Source organism: Nocardioides sp. S-1144 (assembly GCF_005954645.2).
Lineage (GTDB): Bacteria > Actinomycetota > Actinomycetes > Propionibacteriales > Nocardioidaceae > Nocardioides > Nocardioides dongxiaopingii.
The window spans coordinates 475468-500980 of sequence record NZ_CP040695.2; the positions used below are offsets into that span (position 1 = coordinate 475468).

Here is a 25513-nt window from a genome sequence, read left to right on the forward strand (position 1 = left end):
GCCGACGCGCCCGGCCGGTGCGCGCGCCGGGACAGCCGGCTACCAGGGGACGACCTGGCGGTCCTCCCACAGCAGCCCGGTCCGCGCTCCGGCGGCCGGCCGCCCGGCGAGCCACACCGCCGTCTCGGCGCCCTGCTCCGCCGAGCGGGGTGCGTCGGGGCCGCCCATGTCGGTGCGGCAGTGACCGGGGCAGGTGGCGTCGACCAGGACGCCGCGCATGCCGAGTCCCTGCTCGTGGGCGAGGTTTCGCACCAGGGCGTTGACCCCCGCCTTCGCGATCCGGTACGGCGCCAGGCCGCCGGCGTTGCCCGGCCCGCTCATCCGGCCCAGGCAGGCACTCACCGCGACCACCCGGCCGTGGCGGCGCTCGACCATCCCGGGCACGAAGGCGGTGGTGGTGCGCCACACGCCGTCGAGGTCGACCGCCATCACCCGGCGCCACTCCTCCTCGCTCGTGCGCAGCGTCTTGGCGGCGCGGGCGCTCATCACGCCGGCCGCGCAGACGAGCACGTCGACGGCGGCGAGCGGGCCGAGGCGACCGGGCAGGGCGGTCACCTCCGTCGCCGAGGCGACGTCGCAACCCACGCCGACCGCGTCGAGCCCCTCCTCGACCAGCGCGCCGGCGGCGGCCTCGGCGCTGTCGGCGGTGCGGCCGACGACGACCACCGTGGCGCCGAGGGTGCCCAGGCCGCGCGCGACGGCGAGGCCGATGCCCCGGCTGCCCCCGGTCACCAGGGCCACCTGCCCGTCGAGCCGGCCGGGCTCCTGGTCGTCTGTTCCCGCGACGCTCACGAGGCGTCCAGCTCGGGCAGCGTGCGCTGCTCGTCCGACCCCGACCCCGACCCCGAGCCGAGCCTCGACGTCACCGCCCGGACCGGGCCGCTGGCGGCGAGCCGGGTGCCGGTGCGGAACAGCGCGACGCCGGCGCGCGAGCGCGGGTTGGCGACGCGGGGAGCGCCGGGCGGGAGGTCCTGCGACTCCTCGACGAGCGGCCGCAACCAGGACTCGTACGCCGCGAACGCCTCGTCGGGCGACGACGACCGCTGCAGCTGCGCGGCCAGCACGTAGGCGCCGATGAGGGCCAGGGACGTGCCGAAGCCGCCGATCGGCGTGATGCACCAGGCGGCGTCCCCGAGCAGCACCACCCGACCGTGGCTCCAGGTGGGGCACCGCACCTGGGTCAGGTCGTCGACGTAGAGGTCGTCGGCGTCGTCGAGGGCGGCCAGGATGCGCGGGGTCTCCCAGCCGACGTCGGCGAACCGCTCGCGCAGCTCGGCGCGCAGGTCGTGGGGGTCGAGGTCGGCGAGGCCGGTCTCGTCGGTCATCACGTTGAGCATGGCGCGGGTGCTGCCGGTGTTGTCGGGACGCAGGTGCACCGAGCGCGAGCCCGGGACGTTGAGCCAGCGCCACCAGCGGTCGTCGGCGTCGGTGCGCGGCACGGTCAGCCAGGCGGAGTACATGCCGAGGCGGTCGAGCACGGGGGTGCGGTCGCCGGTCATCACCAGGTCCCGGGTCCGCGAGCGCGGGCCCTCCGCGACGACGACGACGTCGAACTCGTGGGTCGCGCCGCCGGCCAGGGTGACCGTGACGGCGGAGCCGGAGTCGTCGAGGTCGACGACGTGGTCGCCGTACCACCAGGTCACCCCGTCACCGCAGGCGTCGCGCAGGATCTCGGCGAGGTCGCCGCGCAGGATCTCCAGCTCCGCGGTCGGGCCGTCGCCCCCGTCGCCACCGGCGTGGGCGGGGAACTCCGACACCGTGCCGCCGTCCTCGTCGACGAAGCGGAGCCCCACCTCGCCGGTGCCGGCCCGGCGCACGGCGTCGAGGAGGTCCATCCGCTCCAGGACGTCGCGGGCCAGGCCGCGCACGTCGATGTTCTGCCCGCCGGTGCGGGGCTCCGGCGTCCGCTCCAGGACGGTGACGTCGTGCCCGGTCCGGTCCAGCCAGTAGGCCGCGGCCGGGCCGGCGATGCTCGCCCCGGTCACCAGGATCCGCAGGGTCACCGGGTCCCGCCCCGCGGGTCGTCGAGGACGTCGCGCCACGAGTGCTGCGGCGCGAAGCCCAGCAGGTCGCGGGCCTTGTCGATGGAGTAGAAGGTCTCGTCGGGGCCCATCTCGCGCCGGACCTCGACGCCGCCGTAGAAGCGCTCGATCAGCTCGGACGTCGTGGCGGCGACCGACAGGTCGGCGTTGGCGACGTTGAAGATCTCGAAGCCGAGGCCGTCGGTCTCCAGGCAGCGCAGCGTCATCTGGGCCAGGTCGCGGGTGTCGATGTAGGCGAACAGGTTGCGCCGCCGCAGGGCCGGGTCGGCCAGGAAGGCGGGGAACAGCTCGGTGTACTCGTGCGGCTCGATGACGTTGTTGATCCGGAGCCCGTAGACGTCGGCGCCGGTGCGGGCGTGGAACGAGCGCGCGGTGACCTCGCCGGCGACCTTCGACATCGCGTAGGAGTCCTCCGGCACGACCGGGTGCTCCTCGTCGACCGGCACGTAGAGCGGCTTGCGGTCGCCCTGCCCGAAGCAGACGCCGTAGGTGGTCTCGGAGGAGGCGAAGACGATCTTGCGGATCCCGAGCCGGGTCGCGGCCTCCAGCACGTTGTAGTGGGCCAGGACGTTGGTCGCGTAGGTCGTCTGGTCCGAGGAGGCCAGCGGCCTCGGGATCGCGGCGTAGTGGACCACGGCGTCGTAGGCCGACCTGCGGGTCAGGTCGAGGTCGGGGTCGTCGAGGTCGGCCGGCGTCGGGACGCCGGCCAGCGCCGACCAGGTCTCGCCGGCGTCGGTCAGGTCGACCCGCAGGTCGGTGACGTCGGGGTGCCCCAGGGCGGTGAGGTCGGCGTTGGTGACCTGGTGGCCCTGCGAGGCGAGGTAGGGAGCCACGTGGCGACCCGCCTTGCCGCTGCCCCCGGTGAAGAAGATGCGCATCGCTCCAGCCAACCACCGCGGGTGCGGCGTCCACCCCACCCGCAGTGGTCGAGTCCGGGGCGGCCGGGCCGGCGACCCTACGATGCAGCCATGGCCGAGAAGAAGGAGCGCCCCCGCGGCCGCGGACCGAGCATGGCCGACGTCGCGGCCGAGGCCGGGGTGTCGCACCAGACGGTCTCCCGGGTGCTCAACGACTCCCCGGTGGTGCGCGGCGACACGCGCGAGCGGGTGCTGGCCGCGATCGCGGCCCTGGGCTACCGCCGCAACAACGCCGCCCGGATGCTGGCGACGAACCGCTCCAGGCGCATCGGGTTCGTCGCCGCGCACCTGTCCTACTACGGGCCGAGCATGATCGCCGCCTCGATGCAGGACGCCGTCCACGAGGCCGGCTACGAGATCTCGCTGGTCGGCCTGTCGGACCTCACCGACCACGGTCTCCAGGTCGCCGTCGACCGGCTGCTCGACCAGGCCGTCGAGGCGGTCGTGATCGCGGTGGCCCACGACGCCGCCCTGGAGGGCGTGCGCGCGCTGGACCTGCCGATCCCGGTCGTGCTCACCCAGGGTGTCGGCCCCGACGAGCGCCTCGCGGCCGGGATCGACCAGCGCGCCGGCGCGATGGCGGCGACGTCGCACCTGCTCGACCTCGGCCACCGCCGCGTGGCGCACGTGACCGGCCCGCTCGACTGGGTCGAGGCCCAGCAGCGTCGCGACGGCTGGCGCGCCGCCCACGAGGAGCGCGGGCTGCTGCCGGGTCCGGAGGTGCCGGGCGACTGGACCCCGCCGAGCGGTCACGAGGCCGGGCGGCGCATCGCCGCCGACCACGACGTGACCGCGGTCTTCGTCGGCAACGACGCCATGGCCCTCGGCGTGCTCACCGCCCTGCACGAGCAGGGCCGGCGGGTGCCCGACGACGTCAGCGTGGTCGGGTTCGACGACGTGCCGGAGGCGGCGTACTTCTGGCCGGCGCTGACCACCGTGCGCCAGGAGTTCTCAACCCTCGGCCGGCGCGCGGTCCACCTCGCCCTCGGCGCCATCGACGGCACGTCGGAGGCGCTCGAGCTCGTGGCGCCCGACCTCGTCGTGCGCCGCTCGACGGCCGCGCCGCGGGACCACTGAGGCCGCGCTGATGTTAACGTTCACACGGTGAGCGTCTCCGTCTTCGACCGGTTGCCCGACGGACGTGAGGTCCACCTGGTGGAGCTCGGCGCCGCGCCCGGACCGGTGCTCCGGCTCCTGACCCTGGGCGCCACCGTGCACGACCTCGAGGTCACCGGCGGGGACGGCACCCGACGCCACGTGGCCCTCGGGCACGCCACCTCGGCCGACTACCTGGCCTCCGGCGACTACGTCGGCGCCACGGTCGGCCGCTACGCCAACCGGGTGCGCGACGGCCACCTCCCGCTGGCCGGCGTCGAGCACCGGCTCGGCACCCACGACCGTGGCCACCACCTGCACGGCGGCCCCGACGGATTCGACCGGAGGTTGTGGACGCTGCTCGACGAGGACGGCGCCACCGCCCGCCTCCGCCTCGTCAGCCCGGACGGCGACCAGGGCTACCCGGGCGAGCTGACGGCGGAGGTCACCTTCGCGGTCGACGCCGACGCGGTGCGCATCGACCTCGCCGCCACCACCGACGCGACGACCGTGGTCAACCTGACCCAGCACGTCTACCTCAACCTCGACGGGCGCGACGCCGGCACAGTCGATGGCCACCTGCTGCAGGTGCCGGCGGCGTCCTACACCCCGGTCGACGCGGAGGGGATCCCGCTCGGGGCGCACGCGGCGGTCGAGGGCACGCCGTTCGACCTGCGCCGCCCGACCCGGATCGGGTCGGCGGTCCGGCGCGCGCACCCGCAGGTGCTCGACGCGCGCGGGCTCGACCACAACCTGGTGCTCGACTCCCCGTGGGACGACGACGGGCTGCGCACGGCCTGCGTGCTGACGTCGCCCGCGACCCGGACCGCGCTGACCCTGCGCTGCGACCAGCCCGGGCTGCAGGTCTACACCGGCAACTTCCTCGACGGCACCCGCGGGTCGGTCGACGGCGGGCTCTACCGGCAGGGCGACGGCGTCGCGCTCGAGCCCCAGCTCTTCCCCGACTCGCCGCACCACCCGGAGTGGCCCAGCGCCCGGCTGGAGCCGGGGGAGCGCTACACGGCTCGGCACGAGTGGCGCTTCAGCGCGGTGCGCTGACCGGTCACCGCGACGCGAGGACGCCCGTCGGCGGGCCTTGGAACGATCCACTCCATCCTCTCGGAGTGAGCGTTCACATTTGTCCGGATCAATCCCGGCAGGGGGGTTGACGCGCGCCGATGTTAGCGCTCACACTCACTGCAGTGACAGCGGTCACAGGGCGCGGACGCCCACCGGACACGGAGGAACAACAGTGATCAAGAAGACTCTGGTCGCGCTCAGCGCGATCGCCCTGAGCGCCGGCACCCTGTCAGCCTGCGGCAGCGACGGGGGCGGCGATGCCGCCGCCGACGGCGGCGGCTCCGACGACACGATCACCATGGGCTTCGCCCAGGTCGGCGCCGAGAGCGGGTGGCGCACCGCCAACACCAAGAACATCCAGGAGGCCGCGGCCGAGGCCGGCGTCGACCTGAAGTTCTCCGACGCCCAGCAGAAGCAGGAGAACCAGATCAAGGCGATCCGCTCCTACATCCAGCAGAAGGTCGACGTGATCGCCTTCAGCCCGGTCGTCGAGACCGGGTGGGACGCCGTCCTCCAGGAGGCCAAGCGCGCCAACATCCCGGTGATCCTGACCGACCGTGCGGTCGACTCCGAGGACACCTCGCTCTACAAGACCTTCCTCGGCTCGGACTTCGTCGAGGAGGGCAAGAAGGCCGGCCAGTGGCTGGTCGACAACGCCGCCGACGCCGACGTCGACGGTGACGGCGACATCAACGTCGTCGAGCTCCAGGGCACCACCGGCGCCGCGCCGGCCATCGACCGCAAGGAGGGGTTCGAGGAGGTCATCGCCGCCAACGGCGAGATCTCCATCAGCCAGTCGCAGACCGGCGACTTCACCCGCGACGGCGGCAAGCAGGTGATGGAGGCGTTCCTGCAGTCCGAGGACGACATCGACGTGGTCTTCGCCCACAACGACGACATGGGTCTCGGCGCGATCGAGGCGATCGAGGCGGCCGGGCTCGTGCCCGGCGAGGACGTCAAGATCATCACCATCGACGCCGTCAAGGACGGGATGACCGCGCTCTCCGAGGGCAAGATCAACTTCATCGTCGAGTGCTCGCCGCTCCTCGGGCCGCAGCTGATGGACCTCGCCGAGAAGGTCCTCGCCGGCGAGGAGGTCCCGACCCGCGTCGTGACCGAGGAGACCACCTTCACCCCGGAGCAGGCCGCCGAGGTCCTGGCCGAGCGCCAGTACTAGGCCCCAGCACGCCGCGGGTCCGACCGGCCACCCCGGTCGGACCCGCGGCGGTCCCGTCCACCCCGACCCAGCGGGCAGCCACACCTGCCCGCCCCGGAGGCACCAGATGACGCAGACCGACGCGACCCAGACGGTCGGGCTCGGCAAGGCCGGCCCCGTCCCCGACGCGGCGCACGGCACGCCCGTGGTCGAGATGCGCGACATCTCGATCACCTTCGGCTCGGTCGCCGCGCTGTCGGGGGTGGGCCTCCGGCTCCTGCCGGGCGAGGTGCACGCCCTGATGGGGGAGAACGGCGCCGGCAAGTCGACGCTGATCAAGGCCCTCACCGGCGTCTACGCCACCGACTCCGGCACCGTGCTGGTCGACGGCGAGGAGCAGGAGTTCTCGACGCCGGCCGCCGCCCAGGCCGCCGGCATCAGCACGGTCTACCAGGAGGTCAACCTGGTGCCCAACCTGACCGTCGCCGAGAACATGATGCTCGGTCGGGAGCCCCGCTGGCTCGGCATGATCAACCACCGCGCCATGAACCGGCGCGCCGCCGACACGCTCCAGCGGCTCGGCATCGACGTCGACCCGCGGTCCACGCTCGGCAGCCACCCCATCGCCGTCCAGCAGCTGGTCGCGATCGCGCGGGCCGTCGACGTGCAGGCCCGCGTGCTGATCCTCGACGAGCCGACCTCGAGCCTCGACGCCGACGAGGTGGCCAAGCTCTTCGACGTCATGCGTCACCTGCGCGACAAGGGGACCGCCATCGTCTTCGTGTCCCACTTCCTCGACCAGGTCTACGAGATCGCCGACCGAATGACGATCCTGCGCAACGGGCGGCTGGTCGAGGAGCGGACGGTCGCCGAGACCACCCAGCTCCAGCTGGTGCAGCTGATGATCGGCCGCGACCTGGCCGTCCTCGACCGGCTCGAGCGGACCGCCGCGGCGCCGACCGCCGACCGGACGCCGCTGCTCCGCGCCGTCGGGCTCGGCCGCAAGGGCTCGCTCGAGGCGACCGACCTCGAGGTCTTCGACGGGGAGGTCATCGGCGTCGCCGGCCTCCTCGGCTCCGGTCGCACCGAGCTCGCGCGCCTGCTCTTCGGGGCCGACAGCGCCGACGAGGGGACGATCGAGGTGCGCTCGACGCGCCGCCGGCTCCGCAGCCCGCGCCACGCGATCGACCGCAGGATCGCCTTCGCCAGCGAGGACCGCAAGGGCGAGGGGGTGATCGCCGACCTGAGCGTCGCCGACAACATGCTGCTCGCCCTGCAGGCCTCGCGCGGCTGGATGCGGCCCATCCCCCCGGCGGTGCGCACCCGCCTGGTCGAGGAGTACGTCAAGGCCCTCGACATCCGCCCGGCCGACCCCCACGCCCTGATGCGCAACCTCTCCGGCGGCAACCAGCAGAAGGTGCTCCTGGCCCGCTGGCTGATCACCGAGCCGGAGCTGCTGATCCTCGACGAGCCCACCCGGGGGATCGACATCGGGGCCAAGACCCAGATCCAGGCGCTCGTCGCCGACCTCGCCGCCCGCGGGATGTCGGTGGTCTTCATCTCCGCCGAGCTCGAGGAGGTGCTGCGCCTCTCCGACCGCCTGGTCGTGATGCGCGACCGCCGCAAGATCGCCGAGCGGCCCAACCGCGACCTCACCGTGAGCGACGTCCTGGAGGTCATCGCCGGCGAGGCCCGCCCCGAGGGCGCCGTCCCCGACACCGCCGACACCGCCGACCACCCCGACCACGCCGAGACGGAGGCCCGCCGTGGCTGACACCCTCCCCACGCTGCCCGGGACGACGACCGAGCCGGCCCCGGCTCCGGCCGCGACCCGCCCCACGACCCTGTCCCGGGTGCTGGCCCACCCGCTGGTCTGGCCGGTGCTCGCGCTCGTCGTCCTGCTGGTGGTCAACGTCGTCGCGAACCCCTCCTTCCTCGAGGTGCGCCTCCAGGACGGCCACCTGTTCGGCAGCCTCGTCGACATCGTGCGCAACAGCGCCCCGATCCTGCTCGTGGCCACCGGGATGACGCTGGTGATCGCCACCCGCGGCATCGACCTCTCGGTCGGCGCGATCGCGGCGATCGCCGCGGCGATCGCCTGCACGCAGATCTTCGACAGCGCCGCGCAGGGCGGCGTCGGCACCGCGGTCCTCGCCTGCACCACCGCGCTCGCGGTCTGCGTGGCGCTGGGCCTCTGGAACGGCTTCCTGGTGTCGGTGCTCGGCATCCAGCCGATCATCGCGACGCTCGTGCTCATGGTCGCCGGGCGCGGGCTGGCCATGCTGGTGACCGACGGCCAGATCACCACCGTCACCAACGACACGTTCAGCGCCCTGGCCTCGGGCTTCTTCCTCACCCTCCCGATCGCCTTCATCATCGCCGTGGGCGTCTACGCGCTCACCGCCCTCCTCACCCGGCGCTCGGCGCTGGGCATGCTCATCGAGGCGGTCGGGATCAACCCGGAGGCGAGCCGCCTGGCCGGCGTCCGGGCCCGGACGATCATCTGGACCGTCTACGTCTTCTCCGGGCTGTGCGCCGGTGTCGCGGGCCTGGTCGTGGCCGCCAACACCAACTCGGTCAACGCCAACAGCCTGGGCCTGTGGATCGAGCTCGACGCGATCCTCGCCGTCGTCATCGGCGGCACCTCGCTGGCCGGGGGCCGGTTCTCGCTCACCGGCACCCTCGTGGGCGCGCTGTTCATCGCGACGCTGGCCCGCACGATCCCCAACATCGGGATCCCCGTGGAGGCCAACTACCTGTTCAAGGCCCTGGTCGTCGTCCTGGTCTGCCTGCTCCAGTCGCCCCGCGCCCGGGCGGCCCTCCGCTCGCGCCTGACCGTCCGCTCCTCGAAGGGAGCCACCGCATGAGCACCGCCACGGCCCGGACCACCCCCGGCACCGCCGGCGCGGGCAGCCGCCCCACCGCGTGGGACCGCGTGCGCACCTACACCCCGGCCTCCCAGTACCTGCCGGTCATCGCCACCACCGCCCTGTTCCTCGGCATGTTCGGCGTCGGGGGCGCCCGCTACGACGGCTTCACCGACCCCCAGGTGTTCCTGAGCCTGCTGCTCGACAACAGCTTCCTGATCGTGCTGGCCGTCGGGATGACCTTCGTCATCCTCACCGGCGGCATCGACCTGTCGGTGGGGTCCAACCTGGCGCTCTCGACGGTCATCGCGGCCAAGACCCTCGAGATGGGGTGGTCGCCGTACCTCACCGTCGCGACCGTGCTGATGGTCGGGACGACGCTCGGCATCGCGATGGGCCTGCTGATCCACTACTTCGACATCCAGCCCTTCATCGCCACCCTCGCCGGGATGTTCCTGGCGCGCGGGCTCTGCTACCTCATCAGCGTCGACTCGATCCCGATCGCCGACGAGACCTTCCAGTCCTGGGCGTTCAGCACCACCACGCTGCCCGGGGGCTACTACCTCGGCCGCACCGCGATCGTCGCGGTCGCCACCGTCGCGGTCGCGGCCTTCGTGCTGGCCCGCACCCGGTTCGGGCGCACGGTCTACGCGATCGGCGGCAACGAGTCCTCCGCCCTCCTGATGGGCCTGCGGGTCGGGTTCACCAAGGTCGGCGTCTACGCCATCAGCGGGTTCTGCGCCGCCTTCGGCGGCATCCTCTTCTCGCTCTACACGCTCTCGGGCTACTCGCTCAACGCCGTGGGCATGGAGCTCGACGCGATCGCCGCCGTGGTCATCGGCGGCACCCTGCTCACCGGCGGGCGGGGCTTCGTGGTCGGCTCCTTCGTCGGGGTGCTGGTCCTGGGCGTGATCCAGACCTTCATCTCCTTCGACGGCACCCTCAGCTCCTGGTGGACCCGGATCAGCATCGGGGTGCTAGTGCTCGTCTTCGTCGTCGTCCAGCGCCTCATGACCCGGCGGGCGTCGTGACCTCCCAGCGCGCCGAGCTGCGCACCCCGGTCATGGCCGACGTCGCCCGGCTGGCCGGCGTCTCGCACCAGACCGTCTCGCGGGTCGTCAACGGCCGGACCAACCTGCGCCCGGAGACCCGCGACCGCGTCGAGCAGGCCATCCGACAGCTCGGCTACCGCCCCAACACCGCCGCCCGCGCCCTGGTCACCAAGCGCTCGGCGACCATCGGCGTGATCGGGTCCAAGAGCGGCTACTGGGGCCCGAGCACCGTGCACCGCACGATCCAGGCCGCCGGCCGCGAGGCCGGCTACTTCGTCAGCTCCGCCAACCTCCAGGACCTCACCCGCGACGAGCTCGTCGACGCGATCAGCCACCTGCGCGACCAGAGCGTCGAGGGGATCGTGCTGATCGCCGCGACCGACGAGGCCCTCGACGTCGCCCGCGCCCAGGAGGACCTCGGGATCCCCGTCGTGGTCGTCGAGGGCGACCGACACCAGACGCGGTGGACCGTCGGCGTCGACCAGTGCGAGGGCGCCGTCCTGGGCACCCGGCACCTGCTCGACCTCGGGCACACCGACGTCGTCCACCTCTCCGGTCCGCCGTCCTGGACCGAGGCCCGGGCCCGGCTGCTCGGCTACCAGACCGCGATGTACGCCGCCGGTCTCCGCCCGGCGCCGCACGTCACCGGCGACTGGTCGGCGCGCAGCGGGTACGCCGCGGGGCTGGAGATCGCGCGGCGTCGCGACGTCACGGCCGCGTTCTGCGCCAACGACCAGATGGCCCTGGGCCTGCTGCGTGCCCTGCACGAGGCCGGACGCCGGGTGCCCCACGACGTCAGCGTCGTCGGCTTCGACGACATCCCGGAGGCCGCCTACCTCATCCCGCCGCTCACCACGGTGCGCCAGGACTTCGGCGCCGTCGGCCGGCGGGCCATCGAGATCCTCCAGTGCGCGATCCGGGGCGACAGCGACGACGTCGTCCCCGACCGCCTCATCGCCCCCGAGCTCGTCGTCCGGGCCAGCTCGGCCGCCCTCCCGGAAGGAACCCCCTCGTGACCACCCCCCACCAGCCCCTCGAGCAGCGCGAGACCTACGTCGTCGGGGTCGACTTCGGCACGCTCTCGGGTCGTGCCCTGGTCGTCCGGGTCTCCGACGGCGCCGAGCTCGGCACCGCGACCCACGACTACCCGCACGGGGTGCTCGAGGACCGGCTGCCGGCGTCCGGCCGCGCGCTGCCGCCCGAGTGGGCCCTGCAGGTGCCGCAGGACTACCGCGACGTGCTGCGCCACGCCGTGCCCGCCGCCGTCGCGGCCGCCGGCGTCGACCCCGCCGACGTGGTCGGCATCGCCACCGACTTCACCGCCTGCACGATGGTGCCGACCCTGGCCGACGGCACGCCGCTGAGCGAGGTGCCGGGCCTCGAGGACCGGCCGCACGCCTACGTCAAGCTCTGGAAGCACCACGCCGCGCAGGCCCAGGCCGACCGGATCAACCGGCTCGCCGAGGAGCGCGGCGAGGCCTGGCTCCCGCGTTACGGCGGCCTGATCTCCTCCGAGTGGGAGTTCGCCAAGGGCCTGCAGGTCTACGAGGAGGACCGCGACCTCTACGACCGCATGCAGCGCTGGGTCGAGGCCGCGGACTGGATCGTGTGGCAGCTGTGCGGCACCTACGTGCGCAACGCCTGCACCGCGGGCTACAAGGGCATCCTCCAGTCGGGGCGCTACCCCGGCCCCGACTACCTCGACGAGCTGGCGCCCGGCTTCTCCTCCTTCGTGCCCGACAAGCTCGACCAGCCCGTCGGTCAGCTCGGCGAGCGGGCCGGCACGCTGACCGCCGAGGCCGCCGCCTGGACCGGGCTGCCCGCGGGCATTGCCGTGGCCGTCGGCAACGTCGACGCCCACGTGACCGCGCCGGCCGCCCAGGCCGTCGACGCCGGCCAGATGGTCGCCATCATGGGCACCTCCACCTGCCACGTGATGAGCGCCGACGTGCTGCGCGAGGTGCCCGGCATGTGCGGCGTCGTCGACGGCGGCATCGTCGCGGGCAGCTGGGGCTACGAGGCCGGCCAGTCCGGCGTCGGCGACATCTTCGGGTGGTTCACCCGCACCAGCGTGCCCCCGTCGTACGTCGACGCCGCGGCCGCGGCCGGGGAGTCGGTCCACGAGCACCTCACCCGGCTCGCCTCGGCGCAGGAGGTCGGCGAGCACGGCCTGGTCGCCCTCGACTGGCACAGCGGCAACCGCTCGGTGCTGGTCGACCACGAGCTCTCGGGCCTCGTGGTCGGCCAGACGCTGGCCACCCGGCCCGAGGACGTCTACCGCGCGCTGCTCGAGGCCACCGCCTTCGGGACCCGCGTCATCGTCGAGACCTTCCGCGACAGCGGCGTGCCGGTCGACGAGCTCGTCGTCGCCGGCGGCCTGGCGCGCAACCACCTGCTGATGCAGGTCTACGCCGACGTGACGCGGCTCCCGCTCTCGCTCATCGACTCCGAGCAGGGACCCGCGCTCGGGTCGGCGATCCACGCGGCGGTCGCGGCCGGCGCCTACCCCGACGTGCCGACCGCCGCGAAGGCGATGGGCCGGGTCCGCCGCGGCGTCTTCGTGCCCGACGAGGCCCGCGCGCAGCGCTACGACGCGCTCTTCGCCGAGTACGTCGCGCTGCACGACCACTTCGGCCGCGGCAACCCGACCATGCGCCGGCTCAAGGCGATCCGCCGCGACGCCGTGCAGGCGCGCCGGGACCGAGAGGTGGCGCGGGCATGACCGTCGTCGACGACGTGCGGCACGCGATCCTGGCGCTGCGCCAGGAGGTGTGCGACCTGCACGAGCAGCTGACCCGCTACCAGCTGGTGGTGTGGACCGCCGGCAACGTCTCGGCCCGCGTGCCGGGTCGCGACCTGCTGGTCATCAAGCCCAGCGGCGTGTCCTACGACGACCTCGCCCCCGACAACATGGTGGTGTGCGACCTGCACGGCCGCGTGGTCGAGGGCGAGCACGCGCCGTCGTCCGACACCGAGGCCCAGGCCCACGTCTACCGGGAGATGCCCGAGGTCGGCGGCGTCGTCCACACGCACTCGACCTACGCCACCGCGTGGGCCGCCCGCGGCGAACCCGTCCCGTGCGTGCTGACCATGGGCGCCGACGAGTTCGGGGGCGAGATCCCGGTCGGGCCGTTCGCGGTCATCGGCGACGACTCCATCGGGCGCGGCATCGTCGAGACCCTCCGCGGGAGCCGCTCGCCGGCCGTGCTGATGCGCAACCACGGCGTCTTCACCGTCGGCGCCACGGCGCGGGCCGCGGTCAAGGCCGCCGTCATGTGCGAGGACGTCGCCCGCACCGTGCACGTCTCGCGCCAGCTCGGCGTGCCCGTGCCCATCGAGCAGCACCACGTCGACGCCCTGTTCGACCGGTACCAGAACGTCTACGGCCAGCGCTGAGCGCGCCGGCACCCCCCCGTCCGTCCCCAGAGAAGGCACCCATGACCGTCAACGACACCCCCGCCCCCGAGGTCTGGTTCCTCACCGGGAGCCAGGCCCTCTACGGACCCGAGACCCTCGACCAGGTCGCTGCGCAGTCCCAGGGCATCGTGGACCGCCTCGCCGAGCAGCTCGGCGCGGCCCTGCCGGTGCGGGTGGTCTGGAAGCCGGTCCTGCTCGACGCCACCTCGATCCACCGCCAGATGCTCGAGGCCAACGCGGCCCCCGGGTGCGTCGGCGTCATCGCCTGGATGCACACCTTCTCCCCGGCCAAGATGTGGATCGCCGGCCTCGACGCGCTGCGCAAGCCGCTGCTCCACCTGCACACCCAGGCCGGGATCGCGCTCCCGTGGGAGTCGATCGACATGGACTTCATGAACCTCAACCAGGCCGCCCACGGCGACCGGGAGTTCGGCTACATCCAGTCGCGGATCGGCATCGCCCGCAAGACCGTCGCCGGGCACGTGGACTCGCCGGTGGTGGCGCGCCGCGTGGGCGACTGGGTGCGGGCCTCCCTCGGCCGCCACGAGCTGAGCTCGCTGCGCCTGGCGCGGTTCGGCGACAACATGCGCGACGTCGCCGTCACCGAGGGCGACAAGGTCGAGGCGCAGCTGCGCTTCGGCGTCTCGGTCAACACCTACGGCGTCAACGACCTCGTCGCCGTGGTCGACGCGGTCGCCGACGACGACGTCGACAAGCTCTGCACCGAGTACGCCGACACCTACCGGGTCACCCCCGACCTGTTGCGCGGCGGCGAGCGGCACCAGTCGCTGCGCGAGGGCGCCCGGATCGAGCTGGGCCTGCGCGCCTTCCTCACCGACGGTCGCTTCGGCGCGTTCACCACCAACTTCGAGGACCTCGGTGGCCTGCGCCAGCTGCCCGGCCTGGCCGTGCAGCGGCTGATGGCCGACGGCTACGGCTTCGGCGGCGAGGGGGACTGGAAGACCTCGGTGCTCCTGCGGGCCGTCAAGACGATGGCCGCCGGCCTCCCCGGCGGCACCTCGTTCATGGAGGACTACACCTACCACCTGGTCCCGGGGGAGGAGAAGATCCTCGGCGCCCACATGCTCGAGGTCTGCCCCACCCTCACGACCCGCACCGCCTCGCTCGAGTGCCACCCACTCGGGATCGGGGGCCGCGAGGACCCCGTCCGCCTGCGCTTCACCGCCGACCCCGGTCCCGCCGTGGTCGCCGGGCTCTCCGACCTCGGCGACCGGTTCCGGCTCACCGTGAACGAGATCGACGTGGTGGAGCCCGACGCGGCGCTGCCCCGCCTGCCGGTCGCCTGCGCGGTCTGGGAGCCGCGCCCGTCGCTGTCGACGTCCGCCGAGTCGTGGCTGATGGCCGGGGCGCCCCACCACACCGTGCTGTCGCGGGCGGTCGGGGTCGAGGTGCTCGAGGACTTCGCCGACATGACGGAGACCGAGATCATGACGATCGGCGCCGACACCACGCCGCGGTCCTTCCAGCGCGAGCTGCGCTGGAACGCCGCGTACCACCGGCTCGCCGCCCGGCTCTGACCTCCGCGCCCCCGCCCGGGGGCGCGGACGTCGGGCGCACCTGCCGCCGGGGAGGGCCTACCGTTCCCGGGGTGAGCAGCCCCGTGCCGACCGGCGCCCCCGGCCCGGCTCGGGTGGTGGCGTGGTGGGACACCCGCCAGGTGCCGCTCTACCTCGCGGCGATCGGCGTCGGCGTCCTGGCCGGGCTCGCCGCGCCGTCGGCGGCACCGATGCTCGAGCGCGCCATCAACCCGGTGCTGGCGCTGCTGCTGTTCGCGACCTTCCTCGCGGTCCCGCTGACCGAGGTCGCGAGCGGGTTCCGCGACGTGCGGTTCCTCGCGACCGTGATGGTGGCCAACTTCGTGGTGGTGCCGCCGCTCGCCCTCGGGCTGTCACGGTTCGTCGCCGACGACCGGGGGCTGGTGGTCGGGGTCCTGCTGGTCCTGCTCACGCCCTGCGTCGACTACGTCATCGTCTTCACCGGGCTCGCCGGCGGGGCGCGGGCGAGGCTGCTCGCCGCCGCACCGCTGCTGATGCTGGCCCAGATCCTGCTGCTCCCCGGCTACCTCTACCTCTTCGCCGGCACCGAGGTGCTCGACGTCGTCGAGGTCGCCCCGTTCGTCGAGGCGTTCGTCGTGCTCGTCGTGGCGCCGCTGGGTGCGGCCGCGGTCGTGCAGGCCCTCGCGCGGCGCCACCGGGCGGGGCGCGCGGTCGAGGTGGCGCTCGCCGCGGCGATGGTGCCCCTGATGATGGCGACCCTCGCCGTCGTCATCGGCTCGCAGGTCGCCGAGGTCGGCGCGGAGGCGGTGCGGCTGCTCCGCCTGGTGCCCCTCTACGCCGCGTGGGTCGTCCTGGCCGTCGCGGCCGGCCTGCTCGTCAGCCGGGTCGCGCGGCTCGACGTCCCCGCGACCCGGGCGGCGACGTTCTCGGTGACGACGCGCAACTCGCTGGTCGTGCTGCCGCTGGCCCTCGCGCTGCCGGAGGCCCTGGCGATCGCACCCCTGGCCGTCGTCACCCAGACGATGGTCGAGCTCGTCGCGATGGTGGTCCTGGTCCGGGTGCTGCCCCGTCTCACGCCGGCGGGACCGGCCCGCACGGGGGACCGTCCGGCCCCCGACTGACGCGCCGGCCCGGACGTGCCCGTCCCCCGGCGTCTCGGACGCCGGGGGACGGGACGTGCGGGTCACGACGGTCACGACGCGGGCGGCGTCGTGCGTGTCGTGCCGGTGCGGGGCGCCCGGTCAGGCGGCCCCGCGACGGGTCACAGGTCGGCGGGACGCAGGACGCGGGTGATGCCGTGGGCGACCTGGCGGTTGCCGCGGTTGATGTCGAGGGCGGCCGGGATGACCCGCGCGTTGATGTCGTTCGGGTCGTTGTCCTCGAGGCGGATGTCGCCCTCGTGGTTGATCCGGACCGTGACGCTGCCACCGGAGGCCGTCTCGACGGCGGTGCCGCGGGCCGCGACGACCTTCTCCGACACGAGCGTCTTGCCGGCCACCACGTGGTAGAGCAGGACAGACTCGACGGTGTCGATGCCCAGGCCGGCGACGGCCTGGAAGGTCTTGCCCTCCGAGCCGGGCTTCGAGCCGACGAGGTCGCCGACGAGGCGACGGAAGGCGCGGTCGGTGGGGATGAAGGCGGTGGCGCGCTTGCCACCCTGGGTCAGGAGCTTGACGGCGCTGCCCGGCTTGGCGTCGAGCACGGCCAGGACGGCGGCCTCGGTGATGTCGAAGTCGTCCCAGTTCTTGTCGAAGGACGTGCCGTCGGCCGCCAGGACCTTCGCGAGGCTGCGCTTGCCCTGGGCGGCCTGCGCGGCCTCGGCCGGGACGGACGCGAGGACGGCGGACGAGGCGACGGCGGCCGCGACGACGGCGGTGGCGGTGCGGTTCAGCTTCTTCATGGTGACTTCTCCTGCTGGTTGGGTGGGTGGGTTGGTGGGGGGCCTAGTAGCTGCCGCGCAGGACCGAGGTCGCGGCGTGCTGGGGATCGCCGTCGTCGGCCTCGAGGCTGACGTCGACCGCGGAGTAGGCGGTGAGCAGGTCGTCGTCGACCTGGAACCGCGAGGTGCCGCCGGACAGGGGTCCGAGGGCGAGCATCTTGTTGGTGTCGGGGTCGAGCAGCCAGGCCTGGTAGAACTCGCCCCCGCCGGCGACGGGCAGCCCGTCGGTGACGATGGTCAGCTCGGCGGTCCGGCCGTCACGCCTGATCCGGGCCTCGCCCGGCACCGCGTTGGTGGCCGCGTCGGTGATCGGGGCGAGGGAGACGACGCGCGCCGTGGGCACGCCCGGGTCGGACCGTCCCACGGTGAGCGCGACCACCGATCCCACCGCCACGACCAGGACGACGACGGCCGCCGCGAGCAGCGCGCGCGGCGAGGTGCGCCGGAGCCAGGAGGCGTCGCGGGGCGCGGGCGCCGGGAGCGTCGGGGCCGGGAGCGCGGGCTCCCCGAGGGGGCGGCCGGCGGCCTCCTCGGTGCGTGCGGAACGGGCCAGCAGGGCGTGCCCGACGACGGTGTCGACGAGGTCGCCACGGCACTCGGTGCACGTGGCGAGGTGGTCGCTGGCGTCGAGCACCTCCGCGGTGCCGAGCTCACCCCGCACGAGGCCGACGAGGTCCGCGTGGCCCTCGCTCTCAGACAGATCGGTCATCGCGCACTCCTTCGTCTCGCAGCTGCCGCAGGATCCCCGCGAGCCGGCGCGTGCCCCGCGCCGCCCGCGCCTTCACGGTCCCCAGGGGGAGCTGGAGGCGGGCGGCGATCTCGGGCTGGCTGAGGTCGCCGAAGTAGGCCTGCTCGAGGACCACGCGCTCGTGGTCGGGCAGCTGGTGCAGCGCGGCCCGCACCTCGGCGGCGTCGGCGTGCCGCTCCAGGGTCTCGCGCCCGTCCTCGCCGACCAGGTCGCGCAGCGTGTCGACGTCGACCACGGAGTGCCGGCGCTGGCGCAGGCAGTCCACCGCCCGTCGGTGCGCGATGGTGAACAGCCAGCTCTCGAAGCGGCGCGACGGGTCGTACCGCTTGGCGGACCCCCACACCTCGATGAACGTGCGCTGCAGGGTGTCCTCGGCCTCGTCCGGCCCGACGAAGCGGCGCAGGTACGACAGCAGGCTCGGGCCGTAGACGGCGTAGGCGTCCTCCAACGCCTGCTCGTCACCGCCCGCCAGCCGCGCGCCGATGCTGCTGCCACCCTCCATGACCTGTACTTCGTCGGCCGGACGCGATCGGTTGCCGATCCCGGAAACTTGTTGAAACTTGTCCGAGCGACCGCCGACGGAGTGACTGCACCCCGTCCGCTGTTGCATATCGCTTGCAATAAGGTGGGCGGGTCCCGTCCCCCACCGATCGGCAGCCCCCGTGCCCCGTCCTGCCCCCGCCCTGCGCGCCGGCGCCGTGCTGACGGGCTCCGTGCTCGTGGGCTCCCTGATGACCGCCTGCGGTGGTGACACCGCGTCGCCGTCGCGCACCGGGGCCGACGGCGTCCCGACCGAGCTGCGGCTGGCGATCGGCGGCGAGCCCGACGACGGCTTCGACCCGACCCTGGGCTGGGGCCGGTACGGCTCGCCCCTGTTCCAGTCGACGTTGCTCACCCGCGGGGCCGACCTGTCGATCACGACCGACCTCGCCACGGCGTACGAGGTCAGCGACGACGGCCTGACCTGGACCGTCGACCTGCGCGACGACGCGAGGTTCACCGACGGGCGACCCGTGACGGCCGCCGACGTCGCGTACACGTTCAGCACCGCGGCGGAGCAGGGTGGGCTGACCGACGTCACCGCGCTCGACGAGGCGGTCGTGGTCGACGAGGACACCGTCGAGCTCCGGCTCGACCGTCCGCGCAGCACGTTCGTCAACCGCCTGGTCTCGCTCGGCATCGTCCCGGAGCACGCGCACGACGAGGACTACGCGACCGCGCCGGTCGGCTCCGGACCCTACGAGCTCGTGTCGTGGCAGCGCGGCCAGCAGCTGGTGGTGCAGCGCAACGACGACTACTACGGCCAGCGGCCGCAGTTCGAGCGCCTGGTCCTGGTGTTCACCGCCGAGGACGCCTCGCTGGCCGCGGCGAGGGTGGGCGAGGTGCAGGTCGCGGCGGTGGCCTCGCCGCTGGCGACCCAGGACGTCGACGGCATGCGGATCGAGGCGGTGACCTCGCTCGACAACCGCGGCATCTCCTTCCCGACCGTGCCCGACGAGGGCGCGGACGACGACGGGGCGCCGATCGGCAACGACGTCACCGCCGACCCGGCGATCCGGCGGGCGGTCAACCTCGCCGTCGACCGGCAGGGCCTCGTCGACGGCATCCTCGAGGGGTACGGCTCACCGGCGAGCGGCCCGGTCGACGGCGCGCCCTGGTTCGAGCCGGCCTCGGCGATCACCGACGACGACGTGCCCGGGGCCGAGGCGCTCCTGGAGGACGCCGGGTGGGTCGACGCCGACGGCGACGGCGTCCGCGAGAAGGACGGGACGACGGCCTCCTTCGCCCTGCTCTACCCGGCCGAGGACTCCCTGCGGCAGGGCCTCGCGCTCGCCGTCGCGGACATGGTGGCGCCGGCCGGCGTCGAGATCCGCGCCGAGGGGGTGTCCTGGGAGGAGATCGACCGGCGCCTGCACGCCGACGCCGTCATGTTCGGCTGGGGCAGCCACGACCCGATCGAGATGTACAACCTGTACCACTCCTCGCTGGCCGGGGTGGAGTACCACAACCCCGGCTACTACTCCTCCGCCGAGGTCGACGCCCGGCTCGACGAGGCGCTCACCGCGACCGACCCGGACGTCGCCGAGGCGGCCTGGCGCGCGGCCCAGCTCGACGCCGACGGCACCGGCTTCGCCGCGGGGGCCGACGCCGCGTGGGCCTGGCTGGTGAACGTCGAGCACACCTACTACGTCGACGACTGCCTCGACCTCGGTCCGCCGCTGGTCGAGCCGCACGGCCACGGCTACCCGATCACCGCCGGTGTGACCGGGTGGACCTGGACCTGCTGAGGTGGCCGCCGGCGTGACCCCGCGCGGCGTGGCGCTGCGGGCGCTGCGGCTGGTCAGCCTGCTGGTCGCCGTGGCGGTCGGGGCCCTGCTGCTGGTGTCGGCCTCGCCGGTCGACCCCGTGCGGGCCTACGTCGGTGCCGACGTCGCCGCGCTCGGGCCCGAGCAGCGCGCCCTCGTCGAGGAGCGGTGGGGGCTCGGCGAGCCGCCGCTGCAACGCTTCCTCGCCTGGGCCGGCAACCTGCTCCGGGGGAATCTCGGTGAGTCCCAGGTCTACGGCGAGCCGGTCACCACCGTGCTGCTCGACCGGGCCGCCGCCAGCCTGTCGCTGATGGCCGCGGCGTGGCTGGTCTCCGGGGTGCTCGGCTTCGGCCTCGGGCTGTGGGCCGGCGTGCGCCGCGGCCGGGTGGCCGACCGGGTGCTGACCTGGTGGGCCTACACGCTGGCCTCGGCGCCGACGTTCTGGGTGGGCCTGCTGCTCCTGTACGTCTTCTCGGTGTCGCTGGGGTGGACGCCGGTGTGCTGCGCCGCGCCGATCGGCACGCTGCCGGGGGAGGCCGGCCTGCTCGAGCGGCTGCACCACCTGGTGCTGCCCGCGCTGACGCTCAGCGTCGTCGGGGTCTCCCCGGTGCTGCTGCACACGCGCCAGGCGGCGATCGAGGCGATGGACAGCGACTACGTGACCTTCGCCCGGGCCCAGGGCGAGCGCCTGCCCGGGCTGGTGCTGCACCGGGTGGCCCGCAACGCCGCCGCCCCGGCCCTGGTGCTCCAGCTCGCCTCGATCGGCGAGCTGTTCGGCGGGTCGCTGCTGGCCGAGCAGGTCTTCACCTACCCGGGCCTCGGCGAGGCGACGACCCAGGCCGCGCTCCGGCAGGACGTCCCGCTGCTGATGGGCATCGCCCTGGCCACCGCGCTGATCGTCTTCGCCGGCAACGCCGCGGGCGTGCTCGCCCACCGGTGGGTCGACCCGCGCACCCGGACCGCGGTGGCGGCGTGAGCGCGACCGACCGGACGGCGGCCGGCCCCGCCGGGCCCGGAGACCCCGTCGGCACCGACCGGTCCGACCCGCCGGGCTGGTCCTGGCGCGAACGCCGTCCGCGCACGCTGGCGGCCCTGGTCGTGGCGGTGGCGGTGGTCGTCGCGATCGTCGTCGCCGGCACCCTCGCCGCCGGTCCCGCCTCGGTCACCGACCTCCCCGAGCGCCACCTCGCCCCGTCGCGCGAGCACCTGCTCGGCACCGACCGCTACGGCCGCGACCTCCTGCTGCGGGTGCTGGTCGGGCTGCGCCTGAGCCTGCTCGTCGGCGCCCTCGCCGCCCTCATCTCGGGCGCCGTCGCACTGGCGCTCGCGCTGGTCGCGGCGGTCGGGGGGCCGTGGGCCGAGGCGGTGGTGGCCTGGCTGGTCGACCTCTTCCTCGCCCTGCCCCACCTGGTGCTGCTGATCCTGGTGGCCTTCGCGCTCGGCGGCGGCACCGGGGCCGTCGTCGTCGCCGTGGGCATCACCCACTGGCCGCGGTTGACGCTCGTGCTGCTGGCGACGGCGCGCCGGACGGTGCGCTCCGACTACGTCGCGCTCTCCCGCGGCCTCGGCCACGGCCGGGTCCACGTCGCCCGCCACCACCTCGCCGGGCAGCTCGTGCCGCACCTGTCGGTCGGCGTCGTGTTGATGTTCCCGCACGCGATCCTCCACGAGGCGGCGCTGTCGTTCCTCGGGCTCGGCATCGACCCGGGGCAGCCGGCGATCGGCGTCCTGCTCGACGAGTCGATGCGCTCGCTGTCGGCCGGGTACTGGTGGCTGGCCGTGCTGCCGGGCGTCGCGCTGCTGCTCGTCGTCAAGCTCGTCGACCGGATCGGCGACGACACCCGCCTGCTGCTCGACCCGAGGAGCCACCACCTGTGAGCGCCGGACCCCTCCTGTCGGTGCGCGACCTGCGCATCGCCTTCGCCCAGCACGACCGCGGGCTGCGCCGGCGCACCGTCGTGGCCGTCGACGGCATGGACGTCGACGTCGCGGCCGGCGAGCTGGTCGCCCTCGTCGGGGCCAGCGGCGCGGGCAAGAGCCTGCTGGCCCACGCCGTCCTCGGCCTGCTGCCCGGCAACGCCCGGGAGGGCGGCGTCGTGCGGTGGCGCGGCACGCCGGTCGACGCCGCCGCCCGCCGTCGTCTCGCCGGCACCGAGATCGCCCTGCTGCCGCAGTCGCTGACCCACCTCGACCCGACCGCGACGGTCGGCGCCCAGGTGCGCCGCTCGGCGCGGCTGGCCGGGGTGGCCGAGCCGCGCGCGGCCGCCCGCCGGGCGCTGGGCGAGCGCGGGCTCGACCCGGACGTGCTCGACCGGCACCCCCACGAGCTCTCCGGCGGGATGGGACGCCGGGTGCTCGCGGCGATGGCTTTGCTGGGCTCGCCGGCCCTGGTCGTGGCCGACGAGCCGACGCCCGGCCTGGCCGCGGACGGCGTCCGCGCCGAGCTCGACCGGCTCCGCGCCGTCGCCGACGAGGGACGCGGGGTGCTCCTCATCACCCACGAGCTGACCGGCGCCCTCCTCGTGGCCGACCGGGTGGTGGTGGCCCGCGCGGGCCGGACGCTCGAGCGGGCGCCGGTCACGGCGTTCAGCGGCACCGGCGAGGAGCTCGCGCACCCCTACAGCCGCGCCCTGTGGCGGGCCCTGCCCGCCAACGGGTTCCACCTCCCGGCCGACGGGGGCGCCGGCCTCGAGGACCGGCCGTGCTGAGCGCCCGCGACGTCTGGTTCCGCTACCACCGTCGCGGGCCCTGGGTGCTGTCCGGTGCCGGGATCGAGGTGGCGCCCGGCGAGGTCGTGGGGCTCCGGGGGCCCAGCGGCTGCGGGAAGACCACGCTCGGCGCGGTGCTCGGCGGCCTCGTGCGACCCGGCCGCGGGTCCGTCGAGGTCGCGGGTGTCCCGGTCGCCGCCGGGCGGGGCGCCCGCCCGGTCCAGGTGGTGCTCCAGCACCCGGAGCGCGCGATGAACCCGCGGTGGCGCGTCCGCGACGTGCTCGCCGAGGCCGGGCCGGCCCCGGCCCCCGAGGACGCCGGCCTCGTCGACCCCGGCTGGCTGGACCGGTTCCCGCACGAGATCAGCGGCGGCGAGCTGCAGCGGGTCAACCTGGCCCGGGCCCTGCGCACGCGCCCGGCGTTCCTGGTCGCCGACGAGATCTCCAGCAGCCTCGACGCCCTCACCCAGGCGCTGCTGTGGCGACGGGTCCTCGACGAGGTCGCGGAGCGCGCCACGGGGGTGGTCGTGGTCTCGCACGACCAGCCGCTGCTCGACCGGGTCGCCGACCGGGTCGTCGAGCTGGACCGGGCGGCCCCGGCCGGCTGAACGCCCTCAGGTGCGGACGGTCAGCGTGATCCAGTCGTGGTCGGACCCCGTGGTCGAGCGGGGGATGACGGCGAGGTCGCCCACCGCCTCGAAGACGGGGGCGTGGCAGACGCCGTCGAGCCGGTGCGGCACGTAGCGGACGCCGCAGTCGGGGAGGCTGCGGTGCGGGGCGAAGGCCCAGGCGTCCCCGACGCCGCGGACCCGGCCGCACGGGACGGCGTAGTTGAAGTCGCCGCCGCCCAGCACCGGCCAGCCCGCCGCGGCGTGGTGCTCGAGCAGGGCCGTCTCGGCCCGCACGTGGGCGCGGTACTCCCGGGTCCCGCGCCACACCGGGCGCACGCCGCCGTCGGGCCGCTGCACCCAGGCGTTGCGGTGGGTGGAGTAGGCCAGGGCCCGCTGCCCCCCGGGCAGGACGACGCGGGCCCACGCCCCCCACCGGTCGTGGGCCATCAGCGAGCGCGGCACGGCCGCGGACATCGGGGCGACGTCGGAGGCCACGACCTCGACGTCCTCGCGCACCAGCAGGGCGACCTCCCGGCTGCCGTGGGTGCCCTCGTCGCGGCCGAGGTAGCGGTAGCCGTCGACGCGGCGCACGACGTCCGGCCAGCGCCCCGCCACCTCGCACAGGGCCACGAGGTGCGGCGACCCCTCGACGAGCCGGACGACGTCGCGAGCCGGCTGGCGGTTGCGCACCGAGAGGTTGGCGACGCGGACGTCGTACGCCGTCATGGTCGGACCGGGAGCGCGGGCACGCCGCCATCATCGCGCCGAGGTGCCCCGGGCTCCTCACCCCGGCGACGCCGGACGCGCGCGGCCCGGCCGTCGTCGCGTGTGTACCTTGCTGGGGCACGGCCGCGCCGGCGGCCGACCAGGGAGGTGGAGACGTGCGTCGTCACGAGCCGCAGTCACGGGAACCCGTCCGCGCGCCCGCCTCCCGGGCCGGCCTGGCCCTCCTGGCCGGGATCGTGCTGCTCGTCTCGCTGGGCTGGCTCGCCGCCCCCGCCGCCTGGGCGCACGTCACCCTCGAGTCCTCGACGCCCGCCGAGGGGCAGCAGCTCGAGGAGGTCCCCCCGAGCGTCACGCTGAAGTTCTCCGGCGACCTCGACTTCGACGCCGGGGCCGAGGTCACCGTCATGGGGCCCGACGGCGCGTCGCTCCAGGTCGGCACCACGATCGTGTCGGCCGACACCCTGATCCAGCGGCTCAACGACCAGCGCGACGCCGTCGGGCTCTACACCGTCGAGTACGCCGCGACCTCGGTCGACGGCCACGAGGTCGCGGGGCGTCTCGGGTTCTACGTCGGGGCCGCCGGGGGCGAGCAGCCGACCGAGGGAGCCGCCGAGGGCGGCTCCGCCACCCAGGCGCCCGGCCTCGTGGAGCGCTCCGACGACTCCTCCGACGACGGCTCCGGGGTCCCGGCGCTCGCGTGGGTGGCTCTGGCGGCGGTCGCGCTGCTCGCGGTCGGCGGCGTCCTGTGGGCCCGCACGCACCGCCGGCCCGCCGCGGCCGCGCCCGCACCGCCGGTGCCGCCCCGCGCCCGCCCGGTGGGGAAGTCGGCCGCCGCCCGGCCGCAGCCCCGCCAGCGCAGGCGCCGCTGACGGTCCGGCGTCAGGTCTGCGGTCCCGGCTCGCCCGGGCCGCACCGCCGGTGACCCGCCGGGTGACCCGTCGGATGACCGCCGGACGACCGGGGGCGAGGGGGGTGATCCCGGTTGCCGGGAGGGTGAGCCGCGTCACACCGGCCCCCTCCACGCTGGGTCCACCGAGCACGGACACAGCAGCACCGACCAGGAACCGAGGCGATGGGCATGAGCACGAGCAGCCAGTCATCCGAGACCGGCAGGGACAGCGAGGTGGTCGACTGGGCCGACCTCGGCAAGAGCATGTGGGACTTCCTGACCGGGCGTCAGGCGGCCATCCACTACCGCCTGGAGGACATGACCGTGGAGGTCCCGCGCGACACCGGCCCCCGGGCGCCCCGGGCGATCTGGAAGCTCGACGGCACCCTCACGATCACGACCGACGACCGGGCGGCCGCCGAGAGCGCCCGGTAGGGCACCGC

General features: G+C 74.5%; 25 protein-coding genes. 18 read left to right on the forward strand and 7 right to left on the reverse strand.

The window, feature by feature from the left end; genetic code table 11:
- Nucleotides 1–39: 39 nt before the first annotated feature.
- From FE634_RS02315 to FE634_RS02325, 3 genes are read right to left on the reverse strand one after another with little or no spacing between them, the layout of a single operon-like run.
- A complete protein-coding gene (locus tag FE634_RS02315) occupies nt 40–792 on the reverse strand; it encodes an SDR family NAD(P)-dependent oxidoreductase (RefSeq protein ID WP_138874973.1) in 753 nt (250 codons plus the stop codon).
- Nucleotides 789–2003: an FAD-dependent monooxygenase gene (locus FE634_RS02320; RefSeq protein WP_138874974.1), complete on the reverse strand. Its 1215-nt coding sequence runs from the start codon at nt 2001–2003 to the stop codon at nt 789–791. The genes FE634_RS02315 and FE634_RS02320 overlap by 4 nt, the downstream gene beginning before the upstream one ends.
- On the reverse strand, nt 2000–2920 hold the full coding sequence (locus tag FE634_RS02325) for an NAD-dependent epimerase/dehydratase family protein (RefSeq protein WP_138874975.1): 921 nt from the start codon (nt 2918–2920) through the stop codon (nt 2000–2002). The genes FE634_RS02320 and FE634_RS02325 overlap by 4 nt, the downstream gene beginning before the upstream one ends.
- Nucleotides 2921–3010: 90 nt before the next feature.
- On the opposite strand from FE634_RS02325, the gene FE634_RS02330 reads away from it, so the two are divergent.
- The 11 genes from FE634_RS02330 (at nt 3011) to FE634_RS02380 (ending at nt 16264) form a co-directional block, all read left to right on the forward strand.
- Entirely contained in the window at nt 3011–4036 is a 1026-nt protein-coding gene (locus tag FE634_RS02330) for a LacI family DNA-binding transcriptional regulator (RefSeq protein ID WP_262347546.1), read from the forward strand.
- A 27-nt stretch (nt 4037–4063) separates the two neighbouring features.
- On the forward strand, nt 4064–5113 hold the full coding sequence (locus FE634_RS02335; RefSeq protein ID WP_148240311.1) for an aldose epimerase family protein: 1050 nt from the start codon (nt 4064–4066) through the stop codon (nt 5111–5113).
- Between the two features lie 193 nt (nt 5114–5306).
- The gene (locus FE634_RS02340) at nt 5307–6311 is read left to right on the forward strand and encodes an ABC transporter substrate-binding protein (protein WP_148240312.1); all 1005 of its coding nucleotides are present in this window, start codon (nt 5307–5309) and stop codon (nt 6309–6311) included.
- 106 nt (nt 6312–6417) lie between these two features.
- Complete coding sequence (locus FE634_RS02345; protein WP_137294395.1) at nt 6418–8064, forward strand: sugar ABC transporter ATP-binding protein; 1647 nt, start codon at nt 6418–6420, stop codon at nt 8062–8064.
- On the forward strand, nt 8057–9157 hold the full coding sequence (locus tag FE634_RS02350; protein WP_262347547.1) for an ABC transporter permease: 1101 nt from the start codon (nt 8057–8059) through the stop codon (nt 9155–9157). Before FE634_RS02345 ends, FE634_RS02350 begins: the two co-directional genes overlap by 8 nt.
- Nucleotides 9154–10188 carry a galactofuranose ABC transporter, permease protein YjfF gene (gene yjfF, locus FE634_RS02355; protein WP_148240313.1) on the forward strand — a complete coding sequence of 345 codons (1035 nt, stop codon included), beginning with the start codon at nt 9154–9156 and terminating at the stop codon, nt 10186–10188. Before FE634_RS02350 ends, yjfF begins: the two co-directional genes overlap by 4 nt.
- Nucleotides 10185–11225: a LacI family DNA-binding transcriptional regulator gene (locus FE634_RS02360; protein WP_262347548.1), complete on the forward strand. Its 1041-nt coding sequence runs from the start codon at nt 10185–10187 to the stop codon at nt 11223–11225. The genes yjfF and FE634_RS02360 overlap by 4 nt, the downstream gene beginning before the upstream one ends.
- Nucleotides 11222–12931: a ribulokinase gene (gene araB / locus FE634_RS02365; RefSeq protein ID WP_138874977.1), complete on the forward strand. Its 1710-nt coding sequence runs from the start codon at nt 11222–11224 to the stop codon at nt 12929–12931. The genes FE634_RS02360 and araB overlap by 4 nt, the downstream gene beginning before the upstream one ends.
- A complete protein-coding gene (locus FE634_RS02370; RefSeq protein ID WP_137294398.1) occupies nt 12928–13605 on the forward strand; it encodes an L-ribulose-5-phosphate 4-epimerase in 678 nt (225 codons plus the stop codon). Before araB ends, FE634_RS02370 begins: the two co-directional genes overlap by 4 nt.
- A 41-nt stretch (nt 13606–13646) precedes the next feature.
- Nucleotides 13647–15164 carry an L-arabinose isomerase gene (araA, locus tag FE634_RS02375; RefSeq protein WP_137294399.1) on the forward strand — a complete coding sequence of 506 codons (1518 nt, stop codon included), beginning with the start codon at nt 13647–13649 and terminating at the stop codon, nt 15162–15164.
- A gap of 71 nt (nt 15165–15235) precedes the next feature.
- Entirely contained in the window at nt 15236–16264 is a 1029-nt protein-coding gene (locus FE634_RS02380) for a bile acid:sodium symporter (protein WP_222847654.1), read from the forward strand.
- A gap of 140 nt (nt 16265–16404) precedes the next feature.
- On the opposite strand, the gene FE634_RS02385 is transcribed toward FE634_RS02380, so the two are convergent.
- Genes FE634_RS02385 through FE634_RS02395 form a run of 3 tightly spaced genes read right to left on the reverse strand, consistent with a single transcriptional unit; the run spans nt 16405 to nt 18332 of the window.
- Nucleotides 16405–17043, reverse strand: coding sequence for a fasciclin domain-containing protein (locus FE634_RS02385; RefSeq protein ID WP_137294400.1), 639 nt, complete (start codon nt 17041–17043; stop codon nt 16405–16407).
- Between the two features lie 43 nt (nt 17044–17086).
- Nucleotides 17087–17791: an anti-sigma factor gene (locus FE634_RS02390; protein ID WP_138874978.1), complete on the reverse strand. Its 705-nt coding sequence runs from the start codon at nt 17789–17791 to the stop codon at nt 17087–17089.
- Nucleotides 17775–18332, reverse strand: coding sequence for an RNA polymerase sigma factor (locus FE634_RS02395; RefSeq protein ID WP_137294402.1), 558 nt, complete (start codon nt 18330–18332; stop codon nt 17775–17777). Before FE634_RS02395 ends, FE634_RS02390 begins: the two co-directional genes overlap by 17 nt.
- A gap of 160 nt (nt 18333–18492) precedes the next feature.
- Between FE634_RS02395 and FE634_RS02400 the strand changes: the two genes are divergently transcribed.
- From FE634_RS02400 to FE634_RS02420, 5 genes are read left to right on the forward strand one after another with little or no spacing between them, the layout of a single operon-like run.
- A complete protein-coding gene (locus FE634_RS02400; protein WP_262347549.1) occupies nt 18493–20118 on the forward strand; it encodes an ABC transporter substrate-binding protein in 1626 nt (541 codons plus the stop codon).
- Nucleotides 20119–20131: 13 nt separating this feature from the next.
- Nucleotides 20132–21112, forward strand: a complete 981-nt coding sequence (locus FE634_RS02405; RefSeq protein WP_262347550.1) for an ABC transporter permease — start codon at nt 20132–20134, stop codon at nt 21110–21112.
- Nucleotides 21109–22014 (forward strand): ABC transporter permease, encoded by a 906-nt coding sequence (locus FE634_RS02410; RefSeq protein ID WP_137294404.1) that lies wholly within the window; start codon nt 21109–21111, stop codon nt 22012–22014. Before FE634_RS02405 ends, FE634_RS02410 begins: the two co-directional genes overlap by 4 nt.
- Complete coding sequence (locus FE634_RS02415; RefSeq protein ID WP_262347551.1) at nt 22011–22844, forward strand: ATP-binding cassette domain-containing protein; 834 nt, start codon at nt 22011–22013, stop codon at nt 22842–22844. Before FE634_RS02410 ends, FE634_RS02415 begins: the two co-directional genes overlap by 4 nt.
- Nucleotides 22838–23452, forward strand: coding sequence for an ABC transporter ATP-binding protein (locus FE634_RS02420; RefSeq protein ID WP_137294405.1), 615 nt, complete (start codon nt 22838–22840; stop codon nt 23450–23452). The genes FE634_RS02415 and FE634_RS02420 overlap by 7 nt, the downstream gene beginning before the upstream one ends.
- A gap of 6 nt (nt 23453–23458) precedes the next feature.
- Here the strand turns inward: FE634_RS02420 and FE634_RS02425 are convergent, their stop codons facing one another.
- Nucleotides 23459–24181: a hypothetical protein gene (locus FE634_RS02425; RefSeq protein ID WP_148240315.1), complete on the reverse strand. Its 723-nt coding sequence runs from the start codon at nt 24179–24181 to the stop codon at nt 23459–23461.
- A gap of 155 nt (nt 24182–24336) precedes the next feature.
- Between FE634_RS02425 and FE634_RS02430 the strand changes: the two genes are divergently transcribed.
- Both FE634_RS02430 and FE634_RS02435 read left to right on the forward strand, forming a co-directional pair.
- Nucleotides 24337–25050 (forward strand): copper resistance CopC family protein, encoded by a 714-nt coding sequence (locus tag FE634_RS02430; RefSeq protein ID WP_148240316.1) that lies wholly within the window; start codon nt 24337–24339, stop codon nt 25048–25050.
- A 209-nt stretch (nt 25051–25259) separates the two neighbouring features.
- Entirely contained in the window at nt 25260–25505 is a 246-nt protein-coding gene (locus tag FE634_RS02435; RefSeq protein ID WP_212721786.1) for a hypothetical protein, read from the forward strand.
- The last annotated feature ends 8 nt before the right edge of the window (nt 25506–25513 follow it).